The organism is Streptococcus sp. 'group B', from assembly GCF_002073795.1.
GTDB lineage: Bacteria > Bacillota > Bacilli > Lactobacillales > Streptococcaceae > Streptococcus > Streptococcus agalactiae.
In genome coordinates, this window is the sequence record NZ_CP020432.1 from 739,660 (window position 1) to 760,137 (window position 20,478).

The window sequence follows — 20,478 nt, forward strand, 5'->3', positions numbered from 1 at the left end:
CGACAAGGTTCTTTTTTTATATTTGGGGCATATTTGGGGCATAAAGTTAGTAGTTTTCCATAATATCAGCTATGTTGGATTTCATTTTCTTTGTAATGTGGGTATAAATTTGTACAGTAGTTTTTGCATCAGCATGTCCAACACGATCCATGATTGCTTTTAGTGGTACGTTATTTTCAGCAAGACGACTGACTAAAGTATGACGGAAGATGTGGCTAGTGATATTTTTATTGATTGGTTGTTCAAGCCGCTCGTTTGCTTTTTTCAATGCTAAATTAAAGGAATTTATTTGGATAGGAACACCGTTCCTAGTCGTGAATATATACCCCATGTCTCTGTATCGTTTATTTGTATTTTTTTCGAGTTCGTTAATAAACTCCATCTCTTGTAAAATTTCCATTTCACGTTTGCTCATAATGGTTTCACGATAGGACGCAAGGGTTTTTGGAGAGGTCTTTTCTCCATTTATGTAACCATTAGTGCGATCATAAGTTCCGTGCAACTGTAGAGTTTTGTTTTTAAAATCAATATTATCCGGCTCTATGCTAATAGCCTCACCAATACGGCATCCGTTAAGACTCATAAATTCTGATAGAAATCCCAGGCGGTGAGTGCTAGGTCTTCTAAATAATTCTTTTAACAACCGCTTGATTTCTTCTTCTTCAAGATATTTTTCTTCAATCTTTTTCCAATCATTAAGTGTTTTCTTGATTTTTGGCAGTTTAGCGCGTCTTGCAGGATTATCCTTGATGATATCTAGACTAACAGCATAATCAAAGATAAGATTAAGCATAGACTTGTTTCGCTCTTTTTTGTTTCTAGAGCAATCGAGATTATCCAGATAATTTTGGACATATCTAGGGTCGATATTAACTACAGGTATATTGATCCCAAATTCTGCTCTAATCTCTCGAATATTGCCTTTTAAAGTGACAATAGACGATCTTTTAATTTCCTGTTGGTAAAATATCCACCACTCATCAATTAGATTTGTAAATAGCATGTCAGAGGTTTGCAACTTTCTTACGATATCAGCTATCTTAGCATCTAATATTCTTTGAGCTTCTTTTCTAATTCGAGGAGTATCTTTTTCCATCAGTACTGATGTACGTTTCCATTTATTAGTATATGGATCTTTATATCTTTCTACAAAATTTACTTTTCCACTTTTGTGTTTTTCTGACCACATTGATTTTTACCTCATTTCTTGATAAAATGGGTACAATAAAAAGGGCTTTTTAATGCCTAATTTATTGTACAGTTTGCCTCACTTCATTGCTTGCCGGCTAGAGTGGGGCTTTTTCTATTTGCTAAAAAAATTTTGAATATTGTTAGCTTGAGCCTGAGTTAGTTTTATTTTAATTATTTTTATATCATTTGTTTTTAAATTTCTGAGTGTTAATTGAGCTTTACCCGGAATTTCCTCGGTTATAGTAGTAGAGGTACTGTTAATAGTTCCTTTTTTACCACGATTTGCACCAGCTAATCCGCCAAGTACTGCAGCAGTAGGATTGATAGTTGCACCTATTAATCCTCCAATAATTGTACTACCAGAACGACCTTTTTGAGTCGTTTTTCCTTTTGTTACTGTTTTTTCAATAATTCGTGAACCATCAAACTGAAAATCCACAAATTTAAATAAATCAGGTTTTTCAGAATAAAAACCAATATAGTAGTCACCCTCCACTGTTTTACGAATAGCAGTAGGTGTATTAAAACCTAAATTAATTGTGGGCGGTAAGACTATTTTGCTTTCTTGTGATGCCCTTTTTCTCATTTCGTTTGCTTTAATAATGCCGTCTTTAGCCTTTTCTGATGTTGACACAGCAAATTCCTTTATTTTATTTATATCCATATAATCTCCTCACTATATTACACGACCTTAAGTAAATTATAGTATTCATCAATTACCATGCATTCATCTGCAGTAGTTGTTAGTTGATGATATTGCATAAATTGTAGGTAGTTAAACTCTCGTTTATCTTCTAATTGAGAAAGTGCTTCAGCGATTAAATGACTAATCATGTATCTGTCAGCTTCTAGCTCGTGTTTCTCACGTAGTGTCTTATAGTCACCAATATTTCTTTCACAATGTCCGAGTTCATGCAGGATAACCCGTTTTTGAGCATCTAACGATAGTGATTTATTGACAAAAATAACTTTAATATCGTCTATATAAATCCCAGGTCGTGGCCATAATTCGTTATCAAAGTATGCGAGATTAACTTTGTGACAGTCTACAATCTCTTCAATAGTCATAGACTATCTTCCTTTCAAATAAATTTCAATAATATTTTGTATTGCATCAATATCTGATTCAGTAAGTGGCTTGCCATCAAATGTTTTAGCCTTTTCTGCCATTTTTCTAAGATCGTCAGAAGTGTATTCTTGGCTATCTTTAGCTATATTGGGATTATCTGTTCTACCTAATAAGTAATCTGTAGAGACATTGAAGTAGTCTGCTATTTCAGCAATTCTTTCAGCGTTGGGTTTTTGAGTTTTCAACTTATAGAGTGTATTTCGGCTATATCCTAAGGTTTCCTCTAGTTGAATAAGTGTAATTCCACGCTGTTTGCACAATTCTTTGATTTTTTCAAACGTCGGAAACATTGATTTATCAACCTTTCTAAGGCATGACAAAAAATATTTCAACTTTTTGGGTGAAAAATGTTGACAATTCAACCAAATAGGTGTATCATATTTTTTGTAAGCAAGAGATAACTAAAAAAACAACTAAGCAAACAACTATAAAACAGTTTTGGCGAACGGGTTTTAGTTGATTTGTTAAGGTTCTTTAATATGCTTTAATTCTAACTTTTTAGGTGTGAGTTGTCAAGTGGTTATATACTAAAAAGTTGAAAATTTAGTTGTTTCTTGTTTACAGATTTTAAAACAAGGAGGGAAAATGAAAAAAAACATCGTTGATCTACAAAAGCGTAATGAGCATTTTCAGTGGGTCGCTGATAGCTTAGAGGGGAAAGAAAACGAACTTTACGTGGAAAGAGATTGGTACGACAATCCGACTCTTATTTCCAAAGAGGATGCAAAAAAAGAAGTAGAGCAAGTACAACAAAAACTTATTCTACTTCAAAAGAAATCATTTATTGAATATATTTTGCAATTATTGCACCAACTATTCCGCCGACAATAAGGTTGATTATACCGATTATCACTTTTCCTGAGGTTGTTTCTTGAAAAGCGGAAAGTAATCCAGATAGGTTAGTTCCTCTCATTTTCCATTTAGGGGTGTTAGTTTTTAAATCATCGTTGATAGCTAAAGTGAGGAATGTTGAAAAGCTATTGACCTTGCTTGATGTTGACATACTTAGTTCATGGTATTGTCTCGAAGAGAAAGCGTCAGCTTCTTGTTTACCTGTCAGAAAACGATGTGGGGTTAGATTGTTCAATTCAAGTAATTTTTCAATATGCGGATTGTCAATATATCCTCCACCGTACATCTTTTTAAACAGATAGGCTAAATCGATCTTTTTGTCATCATCAATGATTATTGGTGTGCCGCCTAGAACTTTGAATCGCTGCTCAATAGCATGAAAGCCAAAGACAGTATCTCTCATGTTCCAGTGAATCCAATTTTTGTCGGTATTTCTGTCAACAAATGTGAAGAAATCTGTTAACAGCTCTTTTTCGATAGTTTCATAAGTATCATCAGTAATTGGGGTATCTAATATCTCGGAATACTGATGAATGGAAAAGTTGTTGGTTTGGGCATTATTGAATTGACGAACTGAAATGGAAGCTATTCTAGGACTTTTACTACCTAGATTATAAAAACTTTCGCAGGAGTAATGGATAATTAGATATTTTTCTGGTCGTTCTTCAATACTTTTAAGGATAGTATTAGCGTATTTATAATCAGAGTATCGAGACATTTTTACCTCAAGTTTTTATTTTTATTATATCAGAAAAGAAAGGAGAAAATATGCCAGATATTGCAGTTGGACGAGAAAAAGTTGTTACCTTTCTAAAAAGTAACAATATCAAGAAGAGTGATTTAGCAGCAGCCTATGGTCTCAATCGTCAAGAGGTCACTAACATTCTTAGTGGCTCAACTAGAGGACCAAAGGCTAACCAGTTTATTCTGCGAGTGATTGCAGATTACAGCATTGAGTAAATGCAAAAAAAGGAACTGATTGCAGTCAGCCCCTTATCAAAAATTCTACTTACATTATATCACAGATTGGAGGTAAGAAATGCCAAAAGCTGAATTAGTCTACAGACCAGCTAAGCAGTCGGAAAAAGCCGACTATGGCGATTATGTGCATCTTTGCCAAATCTGGGAGGGATTAACCGTCGGAACGGCAAAGGTTTGGGCAGCAGAAATGAGAAATCATCCAGATTTTAAACAATTTATCAATAATCCAACGCATAGAATTGTATTCATCAATTACGAGGGATTTAAGTTGTTTGTTACTTGGAAGTCTAGAAATAGATATAAACCTAAAAAGGAAACGCTGGCAGAAATGTTGGAAAATATTAAAAAGGAAAGACAGTTAGGAGTATAACATAATGAAGAAATTATTTAAAAAATTATTTGTAAAGAAAAATCAGGTTATAGAAACACGTCAAAAATGGACAATCGAAACACATGGCTGGGAAGCTAATGCACGACGTTACGACAATATGATTGAACGTAATAATAGAGGGCGTACATGTTAAAAGAAGTATTACTAGAAAATGAACTGTTGCGTGATGAAAATAGACGACTAACTAATGAAATGGCAGATTATTATTTTACGAACGTAGCAAAAGCAAATTTATTGGATATTATCGTCAACGAAGGTTACATCTTAGATAGCACACTGGAAAAATGTATTGCTAAGTTAGATAACGTTGATAGACAAACACTAGAAAAAAATTGGAGTGATGATAATGATTGAAGTTGAAAGACAACCAAAAAATACGTACTCACGAATTAGATGTTCAAATAATATTTATGATGAAATCGCCAATATTGCAAATGAATGTGATTTAACACTAAAAGAAGTAACTGATGCACTACTAAACTATGGTCTTGCTAACGCTCAAATTATTAGTTCTGAAAAAGTAGTTACCGAAAGTAAATTAGTAATAGGAGATTTTGACAATGACAATCACAATTAATAAGTTAGAAATCGAAAACGTAAAGCGCATTAAAGCTGTAAAAGTTGAACCATCATCCAAAGGATTAACCATCATCGGTGGCAATAACAATCAGGGTAAAACTAGCGTTCTGGATAGTATTGCTTGGGTATTAGGTGGTAATAAGTTTAAACCTAGTCAAGCAGCACGAGAGGGAACTATGGTACCACCTACGCTTAAAATTACCATGTCAAATGGTTTGATTGTTGAGCGTAAGGGTAAGAATTCTAGTTTGAAAGTTATTGATCCTAACGGGCAAAAAGGTGGTCAACAATTGCTTGATAGCTTTGTAGAAGAGTTAGCTATTAACTTACCAAAATTTATGGATGGAACTCCAAAAGAAAAAGCAGATGTCTTACTTGAAATCATTGGAGTTGGTGATCAGTTGGCAGAATTAGAACTCAAAGAAAAAGAACTCTATAATCAACGTCATACTATTGGTGTTATTGCTGACCAAAAAGAAAAGTTTGCTAAGGAGCAACCATACTATAATGATGCCCCAAAAGAATTAATTAGTATCGCTGATTTAATCCAGCAACAACAAGAAGTGTTAGCAAAAAATGGGGAAAACGCTAGAAAACGTCAGAATCTATCCGTTATTCAACAAAATCATCAATTTAAACAGTCAGAGGTTGAACATTTAAAACAACAATTAGCCACAGCAGAGAAACAATTACAAGAGTTATCTAGTGACTTGGAAATTGCACAAAGAGACACAATGTCATTAATAGATGAATCAACTGCAGAAATAGAAGAAAACATTTCTAATATTGAAGAAGTCAACCGCAAAGTCAGAGCTAATCTGGATAAAGATAAAGCTGAAGAAGATGCTAAACATCAGCGTGAACAATATAACATATTGACTAATGATATTGAGTCAATTCGTCAACAAAAACGAGACTTATTGATTAATGCAGATCTGCCACTTGAAGGCTTGTCAGTAGATGATGGAAAGTTACTTTACCTTGGTCAAGAGTGGGATAACATGTCAGGCAGCCAACAACTAATAGTAGCAACTGCTATTGTACGTAAACTAAAACCAGATTGTGGCTTTGTTTTGATTGATAAACTCGAACAGATGGACAACATCACACTTGAACAATTTGGTAAATGGCTAGAGCAGGAGGGTTTGCAAGCTATTGCAACCCGTGTATCAACTGGCGAAGAGTGTGCCATCATTATAGAAGATGGATACTCAGTGGAAAATAAAGCCCATAGCTTTAAAACAGCAGAGGGTGGTAGTTTTGCTGAAACAGTAGCACCGACTTGGCAAGGTGGATTTTAGAAAGAGAGGTAAATATGCAAATTACTAGAGGAAAACGGGCAAGGGCACAACGTGTCATTATCTATGGACCAGAAGGAATTGGGAAGTCAAGTTTTGCAGCGCAATTTCCAGAGCCGTTGTTTATAGACACAGAGGGTTCAACTGACAACATGGACGTGGCACGCATGGACAAGCCTACAAGCTACACTATGCTAAAAAATCAAATTGCTTTTGTAAAAGCTAACCCTACATGCTGTAAGACACTTGTCATTGACACTATTGACTGGGCAGAAAGCTTAATAGTAGATGATGTCTGTGCTCAACATGGAAAAAAAGGAATTGAAGATTTTGGTTGGGGTAATGGTTACACTTACACAAAAGAAGAAGTTGGACGTTTCCTAAATATGTTGCAGGAATTGATAGAGTTAGGTATCAATGTCGTCCTTACTGCTCATGCCCAAATGCGTAAATTTGAGCAACCTGATGAAATGGGAGCTTATGATCGCTGGGAACTCAAGCTAGGTAAAAAGACAAGCTCACAGACTGCACCATTAGTTAAAGAATGGGCTGACATGGTTCTGTTCGCTAATTATAAAACTGTAGTGATGACAGCTGATAACAACAAGAAGAAAGCAACTGGCGGTACCCGTGTCTTATATACACAACATCATCCAGCGTGGGATGCAAAAAACCGTCATGGATTACAAGAAGAAATGCCACTTGATTACGCTGGTATCGCACATATATTCGCACAAGCACCAAGTCAACCAGTAGCAGAAACACCGCCAGTACAGCAACCGGTGCCTACTCAACCTATACACGAACCTGTACATGAGCAACAGGCGCAAATGTCGGGACCAACTGCAGCAACAGAGTATCCATCTGTCCTACCAAAGGCTTTGACGGATTTGATGACGCCTGAACAAGTTACACCAGATGAGTTAGTAGCAGTAGCAAATATTAGAGGACACTTCCCTCCATTGACTCCTATTGAAAACTTTCCACCAGATTACTGGAACATGATTGTAGCAAATTGGGGAGCCACATTGGAAGTTATTAAAACACAAGTCCGAGCAACAGAACAGCCCTTTACAGTGGAAGGCTCATAGATTTTGGGAATTAGAAATAATAGCAAAATATAACAAAAATTGGATTTATTCCAATAGCTAACAATACTTTTTAAAATTAAAATAGGAGAAATAAAATGACTGAATACAATAACAACTTTGAACGTGAATTTGGATGGGATGACACAATCCAAGAAGATGCAAAAGAATTTATTACATTACAACCTGGTGACTATGTCTTCACAGTAACAGACTTTGAACGTGCACGCCACACACCAAATCCACAAAAAACAGGGAAATTGCCAGCATGTAATAAAGCAGTAATTTCTCTTGAAATTGAAACTGATGAAGGTGTTGCTAGTTTGAAGCATAATCTATTTTTACATAGCTCTACCGAAGGAATGTTATCAGCATTCTTTGGGGCAATTGGTCAGAAAAAACACGGTGAGCCATTAAAAATGAATTGGAACACAGTAGTTGGTGCGACGGGTGTATGTAGTGTTAAGAATAGAACATATAACGACAATGTTTATAATGAAGTGAAATCGATGATTTATGCTGATAGCGTTGACTGGACTAAAGTATTGAATGCAAATACTCAACCACAAGCGCCACAACCAACGTATCAACAACCAGCTCAGCAAACAACTAATTTTGCACCTCAACAACAACCAGCACCTCAGTCATATCAACAAGGTCAAATGCAAGCATCTCAACAACAAGGTGGATGGGGAGGATTCTAATGGGAAAAGCTAAAGATTACACTGGTCAACGATTTGGTAGGCTTGTAGTGATTGAGCGTTTACCTCAGGATCCATATACAAAAGCAAAATATAAATGTCAATGTGATTGCGGTAAGTTAACGATTGTTAATAGTAGTAATCTAGCAACTGGTCATAGTACCAGTTGCGGATGCATTGTTACTAAACATGGTTTTGCTAGAAAAGAGCGTCTTTATAATATTTGGGTTGGAATGAGACAACGCTGCAGAGATAAAAATTCCAATGATTATATTAAATACGGTGGCCGTGGAATAACTATATGTGACGAATGGGAAGAATATATTCAATTCAAACAATGGGCATCATCGAATGGTTATCGAGACAATTTATCTATTGACCGTATTGATGTTAACGGAAATTATGAACCATCTAATTGTAGATGGGCTAATTCAACCGAACAAGCAAATAATCAAAGAAATAACCATTTAATCACATTTAAAGGTAAGACTCAGACAATAAAACAATGGTCAAGTGAACTTGGTATTTCTAATATTACTTTACTTACAAGATTAAATCGTGGTTGGAGTATTACAAAAGCTTTAACGACACCTACACAAAAAGGAGTGTGATTTACATCAAACTTAGAGAATATCAAGAAGAGGCAAGGTCAGCAGTGCAACAAGAGTGGGAACAAGGCAAGAAGAAAACCCTTCTTGTCCTTCCTACTGGTTGTGGTAAGACTATTGTCTTCTCAAAGATTATTGAAGATAGAGTTAAACTAGGCGAACGTGTTTTAGTATTGGCTCATCGGTCAGAGTTGCTGGAACAAGCAAGTGATAAGCTAATGACAGCAACAGGATTGGGCACGGCTTTAGAAAAAGCAGAAAGTACATCGCTCGGCTCATGGTATCGAGTGGTTGTTGGTTCTGTGCAGACGTTGCAGCGAGAAAAGCGTTTGAGTAAATTTCCAACAGATTACTTCGACACAATTGTTGTTGATGAAGCGCATCATGCTATTTCAGACGGTTACCAAAGAGTTCTACAACACTTTGATAGTAGCAATGTTTTGGGAGTTACAGCAACACCAGATCGTGGTGACAAACAAAATCTAGGTAAATATTTCGATAGTTTAGCTTATGAGTATTCTTTGGTAGATGCTATCAAATCTGGTTATTTATCAAAAATTACAGCAGTTACTATTCCTTTGACTTTGGACCTATCTACAGTGAGTCAGCAAGCTGGAGATTTTAAAGCAAGTGAGATTGGGACGGCGCTTGACCCGTACCTAGAACAAATTGCCGATGAAATGGTTAAGCAATGTTCTAATCGCAAAACAGTTGTATTTTTACCACTTGTTAAAACTTCCCAAAAATTCCGTGATATTCTAAACCAAAAAGGATTCAAAGCAGCAGAGGTCAATGGAGAATCGAAAGACCGTGCTGAAGTCCTAGAAGACTTTGATAATGATAAATATAATGTACTATGCAATTCAATGCTTTTAACTGAAGGATGGGATTGCCCGACAGTCGATTGCGTAGTTGTACTGAGACCCACAAAAGTAAGAGCTCTTTATAGTCAAATGGTCGGTCGTGGCACACGATTAGCGCCGGGGAAAGAAAAACTACTGTTATTAGATTTTTTATGGCATACCGAACGCCATGAGCTTTGTCGTCCTGCTCATCTAATTGCAAAAACACCAGAAGTTGCACAAAAAATGGTCGAGAACATGACCGATGAAACTGAAGTAGCTTTTGAATTGTTAGAAGCTGAAGAAGTAGCCAGCAAAGATGTTGTTGCAGAGCGAGAAGAAGCACTCGCTAAGCAGTTAGCAGAAATGCGTAAACGTAAACGTGCATTAGTTGATCCGTTGCAATTTGAAATGTCTATCAACGCTGAAGACTTAGTGGACTATGTACCGGAATTTGGTTGGGAGATGGCGCCAGCTTCTGAAAAACAACTTAAAACACTTGAGAAATTTGGCATATTTACTGACGAAATTGGGAATGCTGGTAAGGCTGCCAAATTATTAGATAGACTGGATAAACGTCGTCAATCAGGTCTAACAACTCCAAAACAAATACGAATGCTTGAGCGATACGGTTTCAAAAATGTAGGTATGTGGAAATTTGAAGTAGCATCAAACATGATTAATCGTATTGCTGCTAGCGGATGGCGCCTACCAAAAGGCATCAATGCTCGAGAATATCAACCAGAATAGGAGAAAAAATGGAAAATATTAATGAACAGATTGAAAAGTTTATTTCAAATTTTGCTGATGAAGCAATCGAAAAATCCGAAACATATTCGGAGGCAATTTTATATGTCGATAAACACTCAAGTCTCACCGAGTTTGGGCAAGTAGTAAAAAAAGCTATTCAAGAAAAAATCAGAGATATTGCCTTGAATAGCAGAATTATTAAATAGCTTCAATTTTTATAACAGCATTTGAAGCGTAATAAATTTGTGGGTTTTCTAAGTCAAAGAAAAATTGCGAGTTAGCAATTAATTCTAAGAAGCTAGGAATTAATCCATCATGAACATGGTTCCATAATGAATATATTTTTGATAAGGACATAGCATCATTTGATTTTACTACACTTTGAAAACTCTGTTCTTCGTGAAATATAACAATAGAACCATCTGAAAAAGTAATTTTTATTTCAGGCATATAGTTGACCTCCTTTCTTTAGGTTAATTATATCAAATGCAGAAAGGATAACATGTGCAGAAAGGATAACATGGCAGAGAATGATTTTAATTTGCTACCGTTGCTGGATTATATCAATCCTGCCACGGTAGACTATCAAACATGGGTTCAAGTAGGAATGGCCCTAAAGCATGAAGGTTATACAGCAATGGATTGGGATGTTTGGTCACAATCTGATAGTAGATATAAAAAAGGTGAGTGTTTTGCAAAATGGGATAGTTTCCAAGGCAATGGCTTTGGGACTATCACAGGGGCAACAATCACACAGCTAGCTAAAGATAATGGATGGACATCATCAGAGTATCGTAACAGCGATGATGCTCATGAACTCAGCTGGGACGATACAATCGATCGTGATTATAAGATTGTCGATAAAAATTGGATTGAATCGAAAGAGATTCAAGAGCCAAGAAACTGGAATCCAGTTCAAGATTTAATTACTTACATAGATACCTTATTTGAATCAACTGACAAAGTTGGTTATGTAACAGAGACCTATCCAATTACCCTTGATACGGGAGAGATTGTTTATAAACCAACAAAAGGAGCGTATGACAGGACTGCTGGTCAACTGATTGAATCACTCCAAAAAAATCCTACTGACTTAGGAGCAGTATTTGGAGACTTCAAAGAAGAGGCTGGTGCATGGATTCGTTTTAATCCACTAGATGGAAATGGTGTCAAGAATGACAATGTAACAGACTTTAGATATGCCTTGGTTGAATCCGACAGCATGGAACTTGGTAAACAGTATGCTTTGTTTAAAGAACTAGAATTGCCAATAGCAACCTTAGTCCATAGCGGTAAAAAATCATTACACGCTATTGTCAAAGTAGATGCTCGTGATTATCAGGAGTACCGCAAACGGGTTGATTATATCTATCAAATTTGTAAAAAGAATGGACTTGATATTGACACACAGAACCGCAACCCTAGTCGATTATCACGCATGCCTGGTGTGACTCGGAATGGGCACAAGCAATTCTTGATTGATACTAATGTGGGTAAAACCAACTACGAAGAATGGTATCAATGGATTGAAGATTTAAATGACGATTTGCCTGACCCAGAGACGCTAGCTGACGAATGGGATAATATGCCAGAATTGGCACCGGAACTCATCAAAGGAGTTTTGCGTCAAGGCCACAAGATGTTGATTGCTGGACCATCAAAAGCTGGTAAGTCGTTTGCATTAATTGAGCTATCCATCGCGCTGGCTGAAGGTAAAGAATGGTTAGGCTGGCAGTGTGAACAAGGTAAGGTCTTGTATGTCAATCTGGAACTGGATAGACCGTCAGCTTTGCATCGCTTCCGTGATGTATACGAAGCTATGAGCTTGCCACCAGCAAACATCAAGAATATTGATATTTGGAACCTACGTGGAAAGACCGTTCCCATGGACAAGTTAGCGCCTAAGCTTATCCGTCGTAGCTTAAAGAAAAATTACCAAGCGGTCATCATTGACCCTATCTATAAGGTGCTGACTGGTGATGAAAATAGTGCGGACCAAATGGCTCACTTTACCAATCAGTTTGACAAAGTAGCTACTGAGTTAGGTTGTAGTGTGATTTACTGCCACCATCACTCAAAGGGGAGCCAAGGCGGTAAAAAATCTATGGACCGTGCAAGTGGTTCAGGAGTGTTTGCCCGTGACCCTGATGCACTGATTGACCTAGTAGAGCTAGAATTGACTGAGGAACTCATCAAGTCACGCTCAGAAAAAGCAGCCGCTAAGATTTACCAACAAGCCTTGCAAGAAAAAGCGCTAGCCTACTATCAACAGGAAGTAACGCTAGATGATTTGGAAAGTCGTTATCAGATGCAGCAACATTTTGACAAGGCTATCAAGGACATCATGATTAAACAGCCCTATCTGGAAGCGGTCAAGAAAGCCCAGTATGAGGTGGAGATTTCCACTGCCTGGCGAGTTGAAGGGACTTTACGCGAGTTTGCTAAATTCCAACCAGTTAACATGTGGTTTAGCTATCCAGTGCATGATGTAGACACAACGGGTGTCTTGGCTGATATATCACTAGAAGATAATGTGCCGACTTGGAAGAAGAATTTTGAGAAGAAGAGTCCAAGAGAGTCCAGGGAAAAGAAATCTCAAAAAGTAGAGACTGCAATTAATTCATTGAATGATGGAATAGAGCCAGTCACAATCGATAACTTAATCGAATATTTTTCTACTGAAGATAAGCCAGTTTCTGAAAAAACTATTCGTAGATGGATAAAAGAAAACGGTAAATTTGAAGTTAAAAATAAACAAATTTTACCAATAGAAGAACCTAAAACCAATAAAAGTTTGTGAATATTTCACAGAGGGACAGGGACAGGGACAGACAAAATCGAGGGTCAAATTCGAAAGTGTCCCTCGAAAATGTCCCTGAAAAATAGGGACAAACTCGAAAATGTCCGTGTCCCTATTACATGATTTTCAGGGACAAAAATAGGGACAAACTCGAAAATTTCTCGAAAATGTCCTTGACTTTTGAGGGACAAAATTGAGGGACAGAATATTCTCTTTCTCCGAAAGAAGAATATTTAGGAAATGTCCCAATTGGTCAATGGGTACATGAACAGGAACAAGGGGGCTATGCATCCGCCCCTTGTAACCCTGTAACCATGTCCCTTGACATTGACTATGCGCGAAAATAAAAAAAGATGGGAAGTGACAAAAATGAAAGAATACAAAAAAAGAATGATTGTTAAATATCAAGAATTAAAAAGCCGTGCAGAAAAATTATCAGTATTAATTAATAAATTTTATATTGATAGTCTAGATTTTAAATTACAATGTCCTATTGAATTATTAGTAGCACAATGGCATGCAATGGGAGCTTATCTAAAAATTTTAGAACAACGTGCAGCAATTTGAAAAAATAAACTTGGATAATGTTGATCATGACAATTGAATTTTTTATCCCAATGAAAAAAATACCAACCACAACACATCAGCAAAAAAAGGTCCGTGTGGTAAATGGGAAACCACAATTCTATGAACCAGATTCACTAAAGGAAGCTAGGGCAATGTTTATGGATAAGTTTGCTCAACATGTCCCTAAAGAAAAATTAAATGGTCCAATAAGACTAACAACCAAGTGGTTATTTCCGAAAATCAAAAAATCAGTAAACGGACAATATAAAGATACTAAACCCGACACAGATAATTTGAACAAGTTACCTAAAGATTGCATGACTGAATTGGGATTTTGGAATGATGATGCGCAGGTTGCTTCGGAAATTATTGAGAAGTTCTGGGCTGATACAGTAGGAATATATGTGAAGGTGGAAGAGTTATGAAAATTGATTATATTGATTTTTTTGAACGAGTGGTTCCTGGCTGGATGAGAGAAAGTAACAAAAAAATGCAGGAGCTTGGTTTTGGAACTGAACAATATTGGGTATGGGTTAATATGTCAATCGTTGATATTTGCGAGAGTTATGGCAACGACGATTTGGTGAATGGCCAATTCCACATGATTTGGGAGTGGCTAGAAAGGAAAACAAAATGACAGGTGAATTAGTACATAAACCAAAGCATTATAATCATGGGGAAATTGATTTGATTGAGTCGTGGTATAAGACATACCCATGGGACCAGTTTGTCGCAATCATGGAAAGTCACATTGATAAATACATTAAACGACATAGATACAAAGGCAATGCGACTCAGGATTTAGAAAAAGCACTCGAATATACAAAACGTCTCGTTGAATATTGGTTACTAGAAAGTGTGAACGAATGAACGAACAAAACAACAAATTACACAAACAGTCAATTGTGATTGTTGTATTAACTGTAGCAGTCAGCGTGTTGTTAACAACAAATATTGCATTGTACAACTACTACCAACCACAAATCACAGGTTTACAACAGCAACTAATACGCACGCAGTACCGTTTGAAAGAGTCGTCAGAGCAAAATCAGAGACAGACAAAGCGGATTGCGGAGTTGACAGGAAATGGGGGATAAAGTTGTCATTAATTGATGAAGTAAAAGAATGCGGTTCAGAATCTCACAAAAAATGGTTTGATAGGTACTTTGATGGTTTAAAAATCGAGGAGAAACTTAAACAGTCTGCGATGAAAGGATTCTCTGGTTATAAAATCTCTATTCCAAAAAATGATGAATACTTAGCTAGACGACTTGACAGCCAAAAAACAATAGATTTACTAAAATACCGACTTGGTGATGGTTTTGATGTTGAAATAAAAAATCTTGAGTCATCATATAAAATCTTTGGTAAACCAGTTGTACTAAGTAGAGATTTATTTATTTTTTGGAGAACAGGAGATAAGAATGGATGATAACACAGCAGTTGTTTTGATACTTTTAATATTATTTTTACCGTTTATTATCGGCAGTTTAGAGAAGAGGTGACGGAATGAGTAAATTATCTAACGCACAGTTAAAGGCTTTTGATGAGTGGTTGTTTGATTATCGCGATATTGAACGTAAAATTGCAATTAGAAAACTTGAGCTGCAGACGCCTGTTAGTACAGATATCAATGTAGGCGGGGGGAAGTCTAATCTAGTAGCTAAAGAGACAGAAGATATTGTCATAAAGTGGTCAAAGGACGGTAAAATCAAAAGTTATGAAAACTTCAGAGAAAGTGTTGATAGGGTTAAAGCACTGCTTGACGATGAATTGAATTATATTTTTGATCTAAGGTGGGGAACTGGTTCTAATAATACCTGGGAGGAGATAGCTTATAAGATTCATACGTCTAGAGCAGGAACCTACCGAAAAAGGGATAGAATTTTGACTCTATTTGCACAACAAATTGGAAAATTGTAAGTTTGAGACAAAAAAGGGTGGTTTTCTCACTTTTTTGATGATAAATTGGTAGTATGAGTTTGAAGGCAAGGCAAATAGTGTCTTGTCTTTTTATTATGTCACGAAGGAGGTGATGGAAAATTGAGTAAATTAACACTAAAACAAAAGCGTTTTGCAGATGAGTACATCATCTCAGCTAACGCGACAGCAGCGGCTATTAAAGCAGGTTACAGTAAAAAGACAGCGAGGTCAATAGGTCAAGAAAACTTGACCAAACCTGACATTAAAGCTTATATAGATGAAAGGATTGAAAAGCTTGAATCTGCAAAGATTGCCACGCAAGAAGAAGTTTTACAATACCTTACATCAATCATGCGAGGCGATCAGCAAGAAAAAACACTGATCAGCATCGGGGAGTTAGGACAAGAGATTGTCGATATTGATGTAGGTGCAAAAGATAGAATCAAGGCAGCTGAGCTACTAGGTAAGCGGTACAGATTATTCACTGACAAAATTGAAATGGATATAAGTTCAGATGTAACCATCAGTGTAGGTGAGTGGGATGACGACTAAGCAACGCCCTAAAATTAATATTGTCATCAAGTATCCTAGCAAAGTCTTTAATAAACATATCTACGATAAACTATATAATTACGATAACTTCACAGAGGTACACTATGGAGGTGCATCTTCTGGAAAATCACACGGTGTATTCCAAAAAATTATCTTAAAAGCACTCAATCCAAAGTTTAAACATCCGAGAAAGATTCTTGTCCTTCGAAAAGTTGGTGCAACTGTCAGAGACTCTGTATTTGCTGATATTATGTCTAACTTGTCGTATTTTGGCGTCTTGGATAAATGCAAGATAAATATGTCAGCTTTTAGAATAACATTGCCGAATGGCTCGGAATTTATTTTCAAAGGCATGGATAATCCAGAAAAGATTAAGTCAATTAAAGGGATATCTGATGTTGTAATGGAAGAAGCTAGTGAGTTTACACTTGATGATTACACACAGTTGACTTTGCGTTTAAGGGATAAGAAACATCTAGAGAAGCAAGTCTATCTCATGTTCAATCCTGTGAGTAAAGCAAACTGGGTTTATAAAGCTTTCTTTATCAAGTCACCTAAAAACACTGTAGTTTATCAAACTACATATAAAGATAATAGGTTTTTAGATGATGTTACTAGAGAAAATATAGAGGAACTAGCAAACAGAAACGAAGCTTATTACAAGATTTATGCTCTAGGTCAGTTCGCGACTTTAGAAAAGCTCATATTTCCAAAGTATGAAAAAAGAATACTAAACAAAGACAAGTTATCACACTTGCCTTCTTTTTTTGGTTTGGACTACGGATTCATTAATGATCCTTCGGCATTTTTGCATGTCAAAATCGATGATGCAAACAAGAAGCTATACATCTTGGAGGAATATGTCAGAAAGAATTTGACCAATGATAAAATAGCTAATGCTATAAAGAGCCTCGGATATGCCAAAGAAGAAATCAGAGGGGATTCAGCTGAAAAGAAATCTAACCAAGAGTTGAGAAATTTAGGTATTCAAAGAATGATTGATGTAAAAAAAGGAGCTGGTTCAGTTATGCAAGGAATTCAGTACATGCTACAGTACGATATCGTTGTTGACGAAAGGTGTGTTAAAACAATTGAAGAGCTGGAGAATTACACTTGGAAAAAAGATAAGAAAACTAACGAGTATATCAATGAGCCAGTTGACAGCTATAACCATTGCATTGATGCTATCAGATATGCAGTACAAGATAGAATATATCAATCATCTGACAGAAATAAACGACTAAATAATGCTAAATATTATTTTAGATAGAGAGGGATTTGAACTTGTTTGAAAGAAAATTTTTATCAGGAACAAGATTTAATGAAAATGCGAACAGGCAATTTATCATGTTGCAAGAAGATTTTGATGCTATTGAATATAATTCGCAGAAATGGATTGATCAGTTAAAAAAATATATTTCTAGTTTTGAGACTGAGCAACTAGACCGATTGAAAGAGTTAAAGCGATATTATCTTGGTGATAACAATATCAAATATCGTCCAGCAAAGACCGATGAATATGCAGCTGACAATCGTATTGCTAGTGATTTTGCTAAGTACATTACAGTCTTTGAGCAAGGTTATATGCTTGGTGTGCCTGTCGAGTACAAGAACGAAGATAGTGATATTCAAAAAAACATTAATCTTATGAGTGTTCGTAACAACGAAGACTATCACAATGTAGCAATCAAAACGGACTTATCCATTTACGGTCGTGCTTACGAGCTTTTAACCGTTGAAGAAGTAGATAATGGGACAGAAATTAAACTCTATCAACTACCCGCAGAACAGACATTTGTTATTTATGATGATACTTATCAACATAATTCTTTGATGGCTGTACATTTCTACGACATCGATTACGGCGCAGGTAAACGTAAGCAAATTGTTAAGGTCTATACTTCAAATATGATATTTACTTACGAGGACTTTAATCAAGAAACAAAAGGAATGAGTCTGAAAGATGAAGAAGAACATTACTTTAGTGGTGTTCCAGTTAATGAATATTCTAATAATGATGATAGAGCAGGCGCTTATGAATCAGTCTTAGATAATATTGATGCATACGACTTATCACAGTCAGAGCTTGCTAACTTTCAACAAGATTCTGTAGATGCAATCCTAGTTCTCTCTGGTAATCCGTATACAGGAGCAGACGAAAATGATTTTTTTGAAGATGGACGTATAAATCCAAACGGTCGTTTAGGTATATCTATTGGATTCAAGAAGGCAAAAGTTATTGTCCTTGATGACAATCCTAACCCGGATGGTGCTAAGCCAGATGCGTATTATCTAAAAAAAGAATATGATATGGCAGGAAGTGAAGCGTATAAAAACAGACTAGTGTCAGATATCTTACGCTTTACTTTTACTCCCGATATTCAAGATTTAAAATTCTCTGGTGTTCAATCTGGCGAGTCAATGAAGTATAAGCTAATGGCTTCAGATAATTACCGTGAAAAGCAAGAACGGTTGTTCAAAAAAGGACTCATGAGACGTTTACGTTTAGCTGCCAATATCTGGTCAATCAAGGGGAACGAATCGACGGTATATAGTCAAGTTAATGATACTAGTATAGTATTTACTCCTAATGTGCCGCAGAATGATAATGAAATTGTTTCGGCTGCACAGAGTCTTTATGGAATTGTTAGCGATCAAACTATTTTTGAAATTTTAAACGCAGTAACTGGTGTCGATGCTGAAGCTGAATTAAAACGTCTGAAAGAAGAGGCTGACGAGAAGCAAGTAATGCCAGAACCAAGAAATGTAGGTGATGCTAATGGACAAGAAGAACCAACAGCAGGACCATCTTGATTACTGGCAAAAACGTCAAGAAGATATTGTTAGTTATTTAGATAGAGCAGACTTAGATATTTTCAATGAATTATCTAGAGTATATAGTAACCAATCATTGTCTTTACAAAAGGATTTATATGATTTTTATAATCGTTTTGCTGAAGATAATAAGATAACTTATCAAGATGCTGTTAAGAAGCTTAGACACGAAGATTTAAGTGATTATGCAGCAAATGCCAATCGATATAGAGAGCAAGCTGAGAAAGACCCAGAGCTACTTAAACGTATTAATGAACAATATGTATCAGCGCAGGCTACTCGTCTTGACATGCTTAATTTAGAGCTTATACATCGTGCAGGTACTATGAGAGGTATCTTAGATGGTTTGTTTAGCGATCATCTAAGAAAGGCAGCTAGTTATGCTTACCAAAAATCTGTAGGTGGTCGCTCAGGAACAATTAATGGGCCAGCTCTAGAACAGTTAATCAAGACACCATTTGACGGCTATAATTACTCAGAGCAACTCTGGGGAAATGTTGATAATCTAGTAAAAGATTTACAAGAAGCATTCAAAAAAGGATTTGTCAGAGGTCTTGGTCCTAGAGAAATGGCTCGTGAATTGGGCAAACGTTACGACGTAGCCAGACATAGGGCTGAAACGCTTATTCGTACTGATGGCACGATGATTATCAATAATGCTACAGCCAAGCGATACATTGATGCAGGTATTAAGTATTATCGAGACTTAGTTCAGCTAGATGATAGAACTACTCAGATATGTCGAAGTAAGGCAAGAGAAAATAAAAAGAAACTCTTATCTGAAATACAGCCCGGAATTAATGCTGCTCCATATCACTTTAATTGTAGGACTACAATTATTCCTGACGAGGATGAACTTAATACCGATGTTGAACCTATCGCTGATAAAAGTACTAAGTATTTTAAGGATGTCACATCAGATTGGATAGATGGGCAAGAGTATGAGTCTCAAATATCTATGCTGAATGAGTACACTAAAGGAGGCGGAACTTACAGAGTTGATGGTCATAACGTAGTACTTGACCATTCAAACTACGAATATAGAGTTGCTAACTGGTTATCTAAGAAGACAGGATTACAAGTTGAAATGGTTCCGAGGGTTAATTTCCCCGAAAATATTAACACTCCAGACTATTTAGTTGACGACGTTCCATTTGACTTGAAAGAAATCACAGGTTCAGGTAAAAACGTCATCGATGGTAATCTACGAAAAGCAAAAAAGCAAGCACCTAATATCATTTTTGATATCACAAAAACCCCACTATCTTTTGAAGAAATACTGGGGCAGTTAGAACATATTTATAAGATAGATCGCAGGGGTCTCAATATATCAATTATCAAAAACAAAGACGAGGTGTTAGCTGTAGTAGAAAAAGAAAGACGATGACCCA

30 protein-coding genes are annotated in these 20,478 nt (G+C 36.3%); 24 read left to right on the forward strand and 6 right to left on the reverse strand.

What is annotated here, in order from left to right:
• Window positions 1-46: 46 nt before the first annotated feature.
• From A6J68_RS04165 to A6J68_RS04180, 4 genes are all read right to left on the reverse strand, one after another.
• A complete protein-coding gene (locus A6J68_RS04165; RefSeq protein WP_000269472.1) occupies window positions 47-1,189 on the reverse strand; it encodes a tyrosine-type recombinase/integrase in 1,143 nt (380 codons plus the stop codon).
• A 114-nt stretch (window positions 1,190-1,303) separates the two neighbouring features.
• Window positions 1,304-1,855 carry a hypothetical protein gene (locus A6J68_RS04170; RefSeq protein ID WP_047198696.1) on the reverse strand — a complete coding sequence of 184 codons (552 nt, stop codon included), beginning with the start codon at window positions 1,853-1,855 and terminating at the stop codon, window positions 1,304-1,306.
• 17 nt (window positions 1,856-1,872) lie between these two features.
• Window positions 1,873-2,259 carry an ImmA/IrrE family metallo-endopeptidase gene (locus A6J68_RS04175; protein ID WP_000151182.1) on the reverse strand — a complete coding sequence of 129 codons (387 nt, stop codon included), beginning with the start codon at window positions 2,257-2,259 and terminating at the stop codon, window positions 1,873-1,875.
• 3 nt (window positions 2,260-2,262) lie between these two features.
• Window positions 2,263-2,610: a helix-turn-helix domain-containing protein gene (locus A6J68_RS04180; protein ID WP_000484457.1), complete on the reverse strand. Its 348-nt coding sequence runs from the start codon at window positions 2,608-2,610 to the stop codon at window positions 2,263-2,265.
• A 295-nt stretch (window positions 2,611-2,905) separates the two neighbouring features.
• On the opposite strand from A6J68_RS04180, the gene A6J68_RS04185 reads away from it, so the two are divergent.
• Window positions 2,906-3,151 carry a hypothetical protein gene (locus A6J68_RS04185; protein WP_000739596.1) on the forward strand — a complete coding sequence of 82 codons (246 nt, stop codon included), beginning with the start codon at window positions 2,906-2,908 and terminating at the stop codon, window positions 3,149-3,151.
• Here A6J68_RS04185 and A6J68_RS04190 read toward each other — a convergent pair.
• Window positions 3,102-3,890 carry a hypothetical protein gene (locus tag A6J68_RS04190; RefSeq protein WP_000092750.1) on the reverse strand — a complete coding sequence of 263 codons (789 nt, stop codon included), beginning with the start codon at window positions 3,888-3,890 and terminating at the stop codon, window positions 3,102-3,104. The genes A6J68_RS04185 and A6J68_RS04190 overlap by 50 nt on opposite strands.
• Window positions 3,891-3,940: 50 nt before the next feature.
• Between A6J68_RS04190 and A6J68_RS04195 the strand changes: the two genes are divergently transcribed.
• From A6J68_RS04195 to A6J68_RS04240, 11 genes are all read left to right on the forward strand, one after another.
• A complete protein-coding gene (locus tag A6J68_RS04195; protein WP_001112862.1) occupies window positions 3,941-4,132 on the forward strand; it encodes a hypothetical protein in 192 nt (63 codons plus the stop codon).
• Between the two features lie 79 nt (window positions 4,133-4,211).
• Window positions 4,212-4,523, forward strand: coding sequence for a hypothetical protein (locus tag A6J68_RS04200; RefSeq protein WP_001123482.1), 312 nt, complete (start codon window positions 4,212-4,214; stop codon window positions 4,521-4,523).
• A 4-nt stretch (window positions 4,524-4,527) separates the two neighbouring features.
• Window positions 4,528-4,677, forward strand: a complete 150-nt coding sequence (locus tag A6J68_RS11470; protein ID WP_000732608.1) for a hypothetical protein — start codon at window positions 4,528-4,530, stop codon at window positions 4,675-4,677.
• On the forward strand, window positions 4,671-4,898 hold the full coding sequence (locus tag A6J68_RS04205; RefSeq protein WP_000910901.1) for a hypothetical protein: 228 nt from the start codon (window positions 4,671-4,673) through the stop codon (window positions 4,896-4,898). Before A6J68_RS11470 ends, A6J68_RS04205 begins: the two co-directional genes overlap by 7 nt.
• Window positions 4,891-5,121 carry a hypothetical protein gene (locus tag A6J68_RS04210; protein WP_000573547.1) on the forward strand — a complete coding sequence of 77 codons (231 nt, stop codon included), beginning with the start codon at window positions 4,891-4,893 and terminating at the stop codon, window positions 5,119-5,121. Before A6J68_RS04205 ends, A6J68_RS04210 begins: the two co-directional genes overlap by 8 nt.
• On the forward strand, window positions 5,105-6,424 hold the full coding sequence (locus A6J68_RS04215; RefSeq protein WP_000156426.1) for an AAA family ATPase: 1,320 nt from the start codon (window positions 5,105-5,107) through the stop codon (window positions 6,422-6,424). Before A6J68_RS04210 ends, A6J68_RS04215 begins: the two co-directional genes overlap by 17 nt.
• 14 nt (window positions 6,425-6,438) lie before the next feature.
• Window positions 6,439-7,512: an ATP-binding protein gene (locus tag A6J68_RS04220; RefSeq protein WP_001167564.1), complete on the forward strand. Its 1,074-nt coding sequence runs from the start codon at window positions 6,439-6,441 to the stop codon at window positions 7,510-7,512.
• A gap of 95 nt (window positions 7,513-7,607) precedes the next feature.
• Window positions 7,608-8,213, forward strand: coding sequence for a hypothetical protein (locus A6J68_RS04225; protein WP_000141564.1), 606 nt, complete (start codon window positions 7,608-7,610; stop codon window positions 8,211-8,213).
• Entirely contained in the window at window positions 8,213-8,821 is a 609-nt protein-coding gene (locus A6J68_RS04230) for a hypothetical protein (RefSeq protein WP_001870729.1), read from the forward strand. Before A6J68_RS04225 ends, A6J68_RS04230 begins: the two co-directional genes overlap by 1 nt.
• A gap of 5 nt (window positions 8,822-8,826) precedes the next feature.
• On the forward strand, window positions 8,827-10,410 hold the full coding sequence (locus A6J68_RS04235; protein WP_032456395.1) for a DEAD/DEAH box helicase: 1,584 nt from the start codon (window positions 8,827-8,829) through the stop codon (window positions 10,408-10,410).
• Window positions 10,411-10,418: 8 nt separating this feature from the next.
• Window positions 10,419-10,616: a hypothetical protein gene (locus tag A6J68_RS04240; protein ID WP_000427885.1), complete on the forward strand. Its 198-nt coding sequence runs from the start codon at window positions 10,419-10,421 to the stop codon at window positions 10,614-10,616.
• Here the strand turns inward: A6J68_RS04240 and A6J68_RS04245 are convergent.
• On the reverse strand, window positions 10,609-10,860 hold the full coding sequence (locus tag A6J68_RS04245) for a hypothetical protein (RefSeq protein ID WP_001114109.1): 252 nt from the start codon (window positions 10,858-10,860) through the stop codon (window positions 10,609-10,611). The two genes, A6J68_RS04240 and A6J68_RS04245, sit on opposite strands and share 8 nt — an antisense overlap.
• A gap of 70 nt (window positions 10,861-10,930) precedes the next feature.
• Between A6J68_RS04245 and A6J68_RS04250 the strand changes: the two genes are divergently transcribed.
• The 12 genes from A6J68_RS04250 (at window position 10,931) to A6J68_RS04305 (ending at window position 20,474) form a co-directional block, all read left to right on the forward strand.
• Window positions 10,931-13,210 carry an AAA family ATPase gene (locus A6J68_RS04250; protein ID WP_000829573.1) on the forward strand — a complete coding sequence of 760 codons (2,280 nt, stop codon included), beginning with the start codon at window positions 10,931-10,933 and terminating at the stop codon, window positions 13,208-13,210.
• Between the two features lie 369 nt (window positions 13,211-13,579).
• Window positions 13,580-13,777 carry a crAss001_48 related protein gene (locus A6J68_RS04255; protein WP_000666342.1) on the forward strand — a complete coding sequence of 66 codons (198 nt, stop codon included), beginning with the start codon at window positions 13,580-13,582 and terminating at the stop codon, window positions 13,775-13,777.
• 26 nt (window positions 13,778-13,803) lie between these two features.
• A complete protein-coding gene (locus A6J68_RS04260) occupies window positions 13,804-14,202 on the forward strand; it encodes a RusA family crossover junction endodeoxyribonuclease (RefSeq protein ID WP_000151204.1) in 399 nt (132 codons plus the stop codon).
• A complete protein-coding gene (locus A6J68_RS04265) occupies window positions 14,199-14,414 on the forward strand; it encodes a hypothetical protein (protein ID WP_000687319.1) in 216 nt (71 codons plus the stop codon). The genes A6J68_RS04260 and A6J68_RS04265 overlap by 4 nt, the downstream gene beginning before the upstream one ends.
• On the forward strand, window positions 14,411-14,647 hold the full coding sequence (locus A6J68_RS04270; RefSeq protein ID WP_000145465.1) for a DUF3310 domain-containing protein: 237 nt from the start codon (window positions 14,411-14,413) through the stop codon (window positions 14,645-14,647). Before A6J68_RS04265 ends, A6J68_RS04270 begins: the two co-directional genes overlap by 4 nt.
• Entirely contained in the window at window positions 14,644-14,874 is a 231-nt protein-coding gene (locus tag A6J68_RS04275; RefSeq protein WP_001005355.1) for a hypothetical protein, read from the forward strand. The genes A6J68_RS04270 and A6J68_RS04275 overlap by 4 nt, the downstream gene beginning before the upstream one ends.
• Before the next feature lie 2 nt (window positions 14,875-14,876).
• Window positions 14,877-15,209 carry a hypothetical protein gene (locus A6J68_RS04280; protein ID WP_000052302.1) on the forward strand — a complete coding sequence of 111 codons (333 nt, stop codon included), beginning with the start codon at window positions 14,877-14,879 and terminating at the stop codon, window positions 15,207-15,209.
• Between the two features lie 77 nt (window positions 15,210-15,286).
• Window positions 15,287-15,700: a transcriptional regulator gene (locus A6J68_RS04285; protein WP_000041038.1), complete on the forward strand. Its 414-nt coding sequence runs from the start codon at window positions 15,287-15,289 to the stop codon at window positions 15,698-15,700.
• A 120-nt stretch (window positions 15,701-15,820) separates the two neighbouring features.
• Window positions 15,821-16,252 carry a terminase small subunit gene (locus A6J68_RS04290; RefSeq protein ID WP_000041103.1) on the forward strand — a complete coding sequence of 144 codons (432 nt, stop codon included), beginning with the start codon at window positions 15,821-15,823 and terminating at the stop codon, window positions 16,250-16,252.
• On the forward strand, window positions 16,242-17,522 hold the full coding sequence (locus A6J68_RS04295; protein WP_000208745.1) for a PBSX family phage terminase large subunit: 1,281 nt from the start codon (window positions 16,242-16,244) through the stop codon (window positions 17,520-17,522). Before A6J68_RS04290 ends, A6J68_RS04295 begins: the two co-directional genes overlap by 11 nt.
• A gap of 77 nt (window positions 17,523-17,599) precedes the next feature.
• Window positions 17,600-19,066, forward strand: a complete 1,467-nt coding sequence (locus tag A6J68_RS04300) for a phage portal protein (protein ID WP_370657591.1) — start codon at window positions 17,600-17,602, stop codon at window positions 19,064-19,066.
• Window positions 19,026-20,474, forward strand: a complete 1,449-nt coding sequence (locus A6J68_RS04305; RefSeq protein WP_032459253.1) for a phage head morphogenesis protein — start codon at window positions 19,026-19,028, stop codon at window positions 20,472-20,474. The genes A6J68_RS04300 and A6J68_RS04305 overlap by 41 nt, the downstream gene beginning before the upstream one ends.
• Window positions 20,475-20,478: the final 4 nt, after the last annotated feature.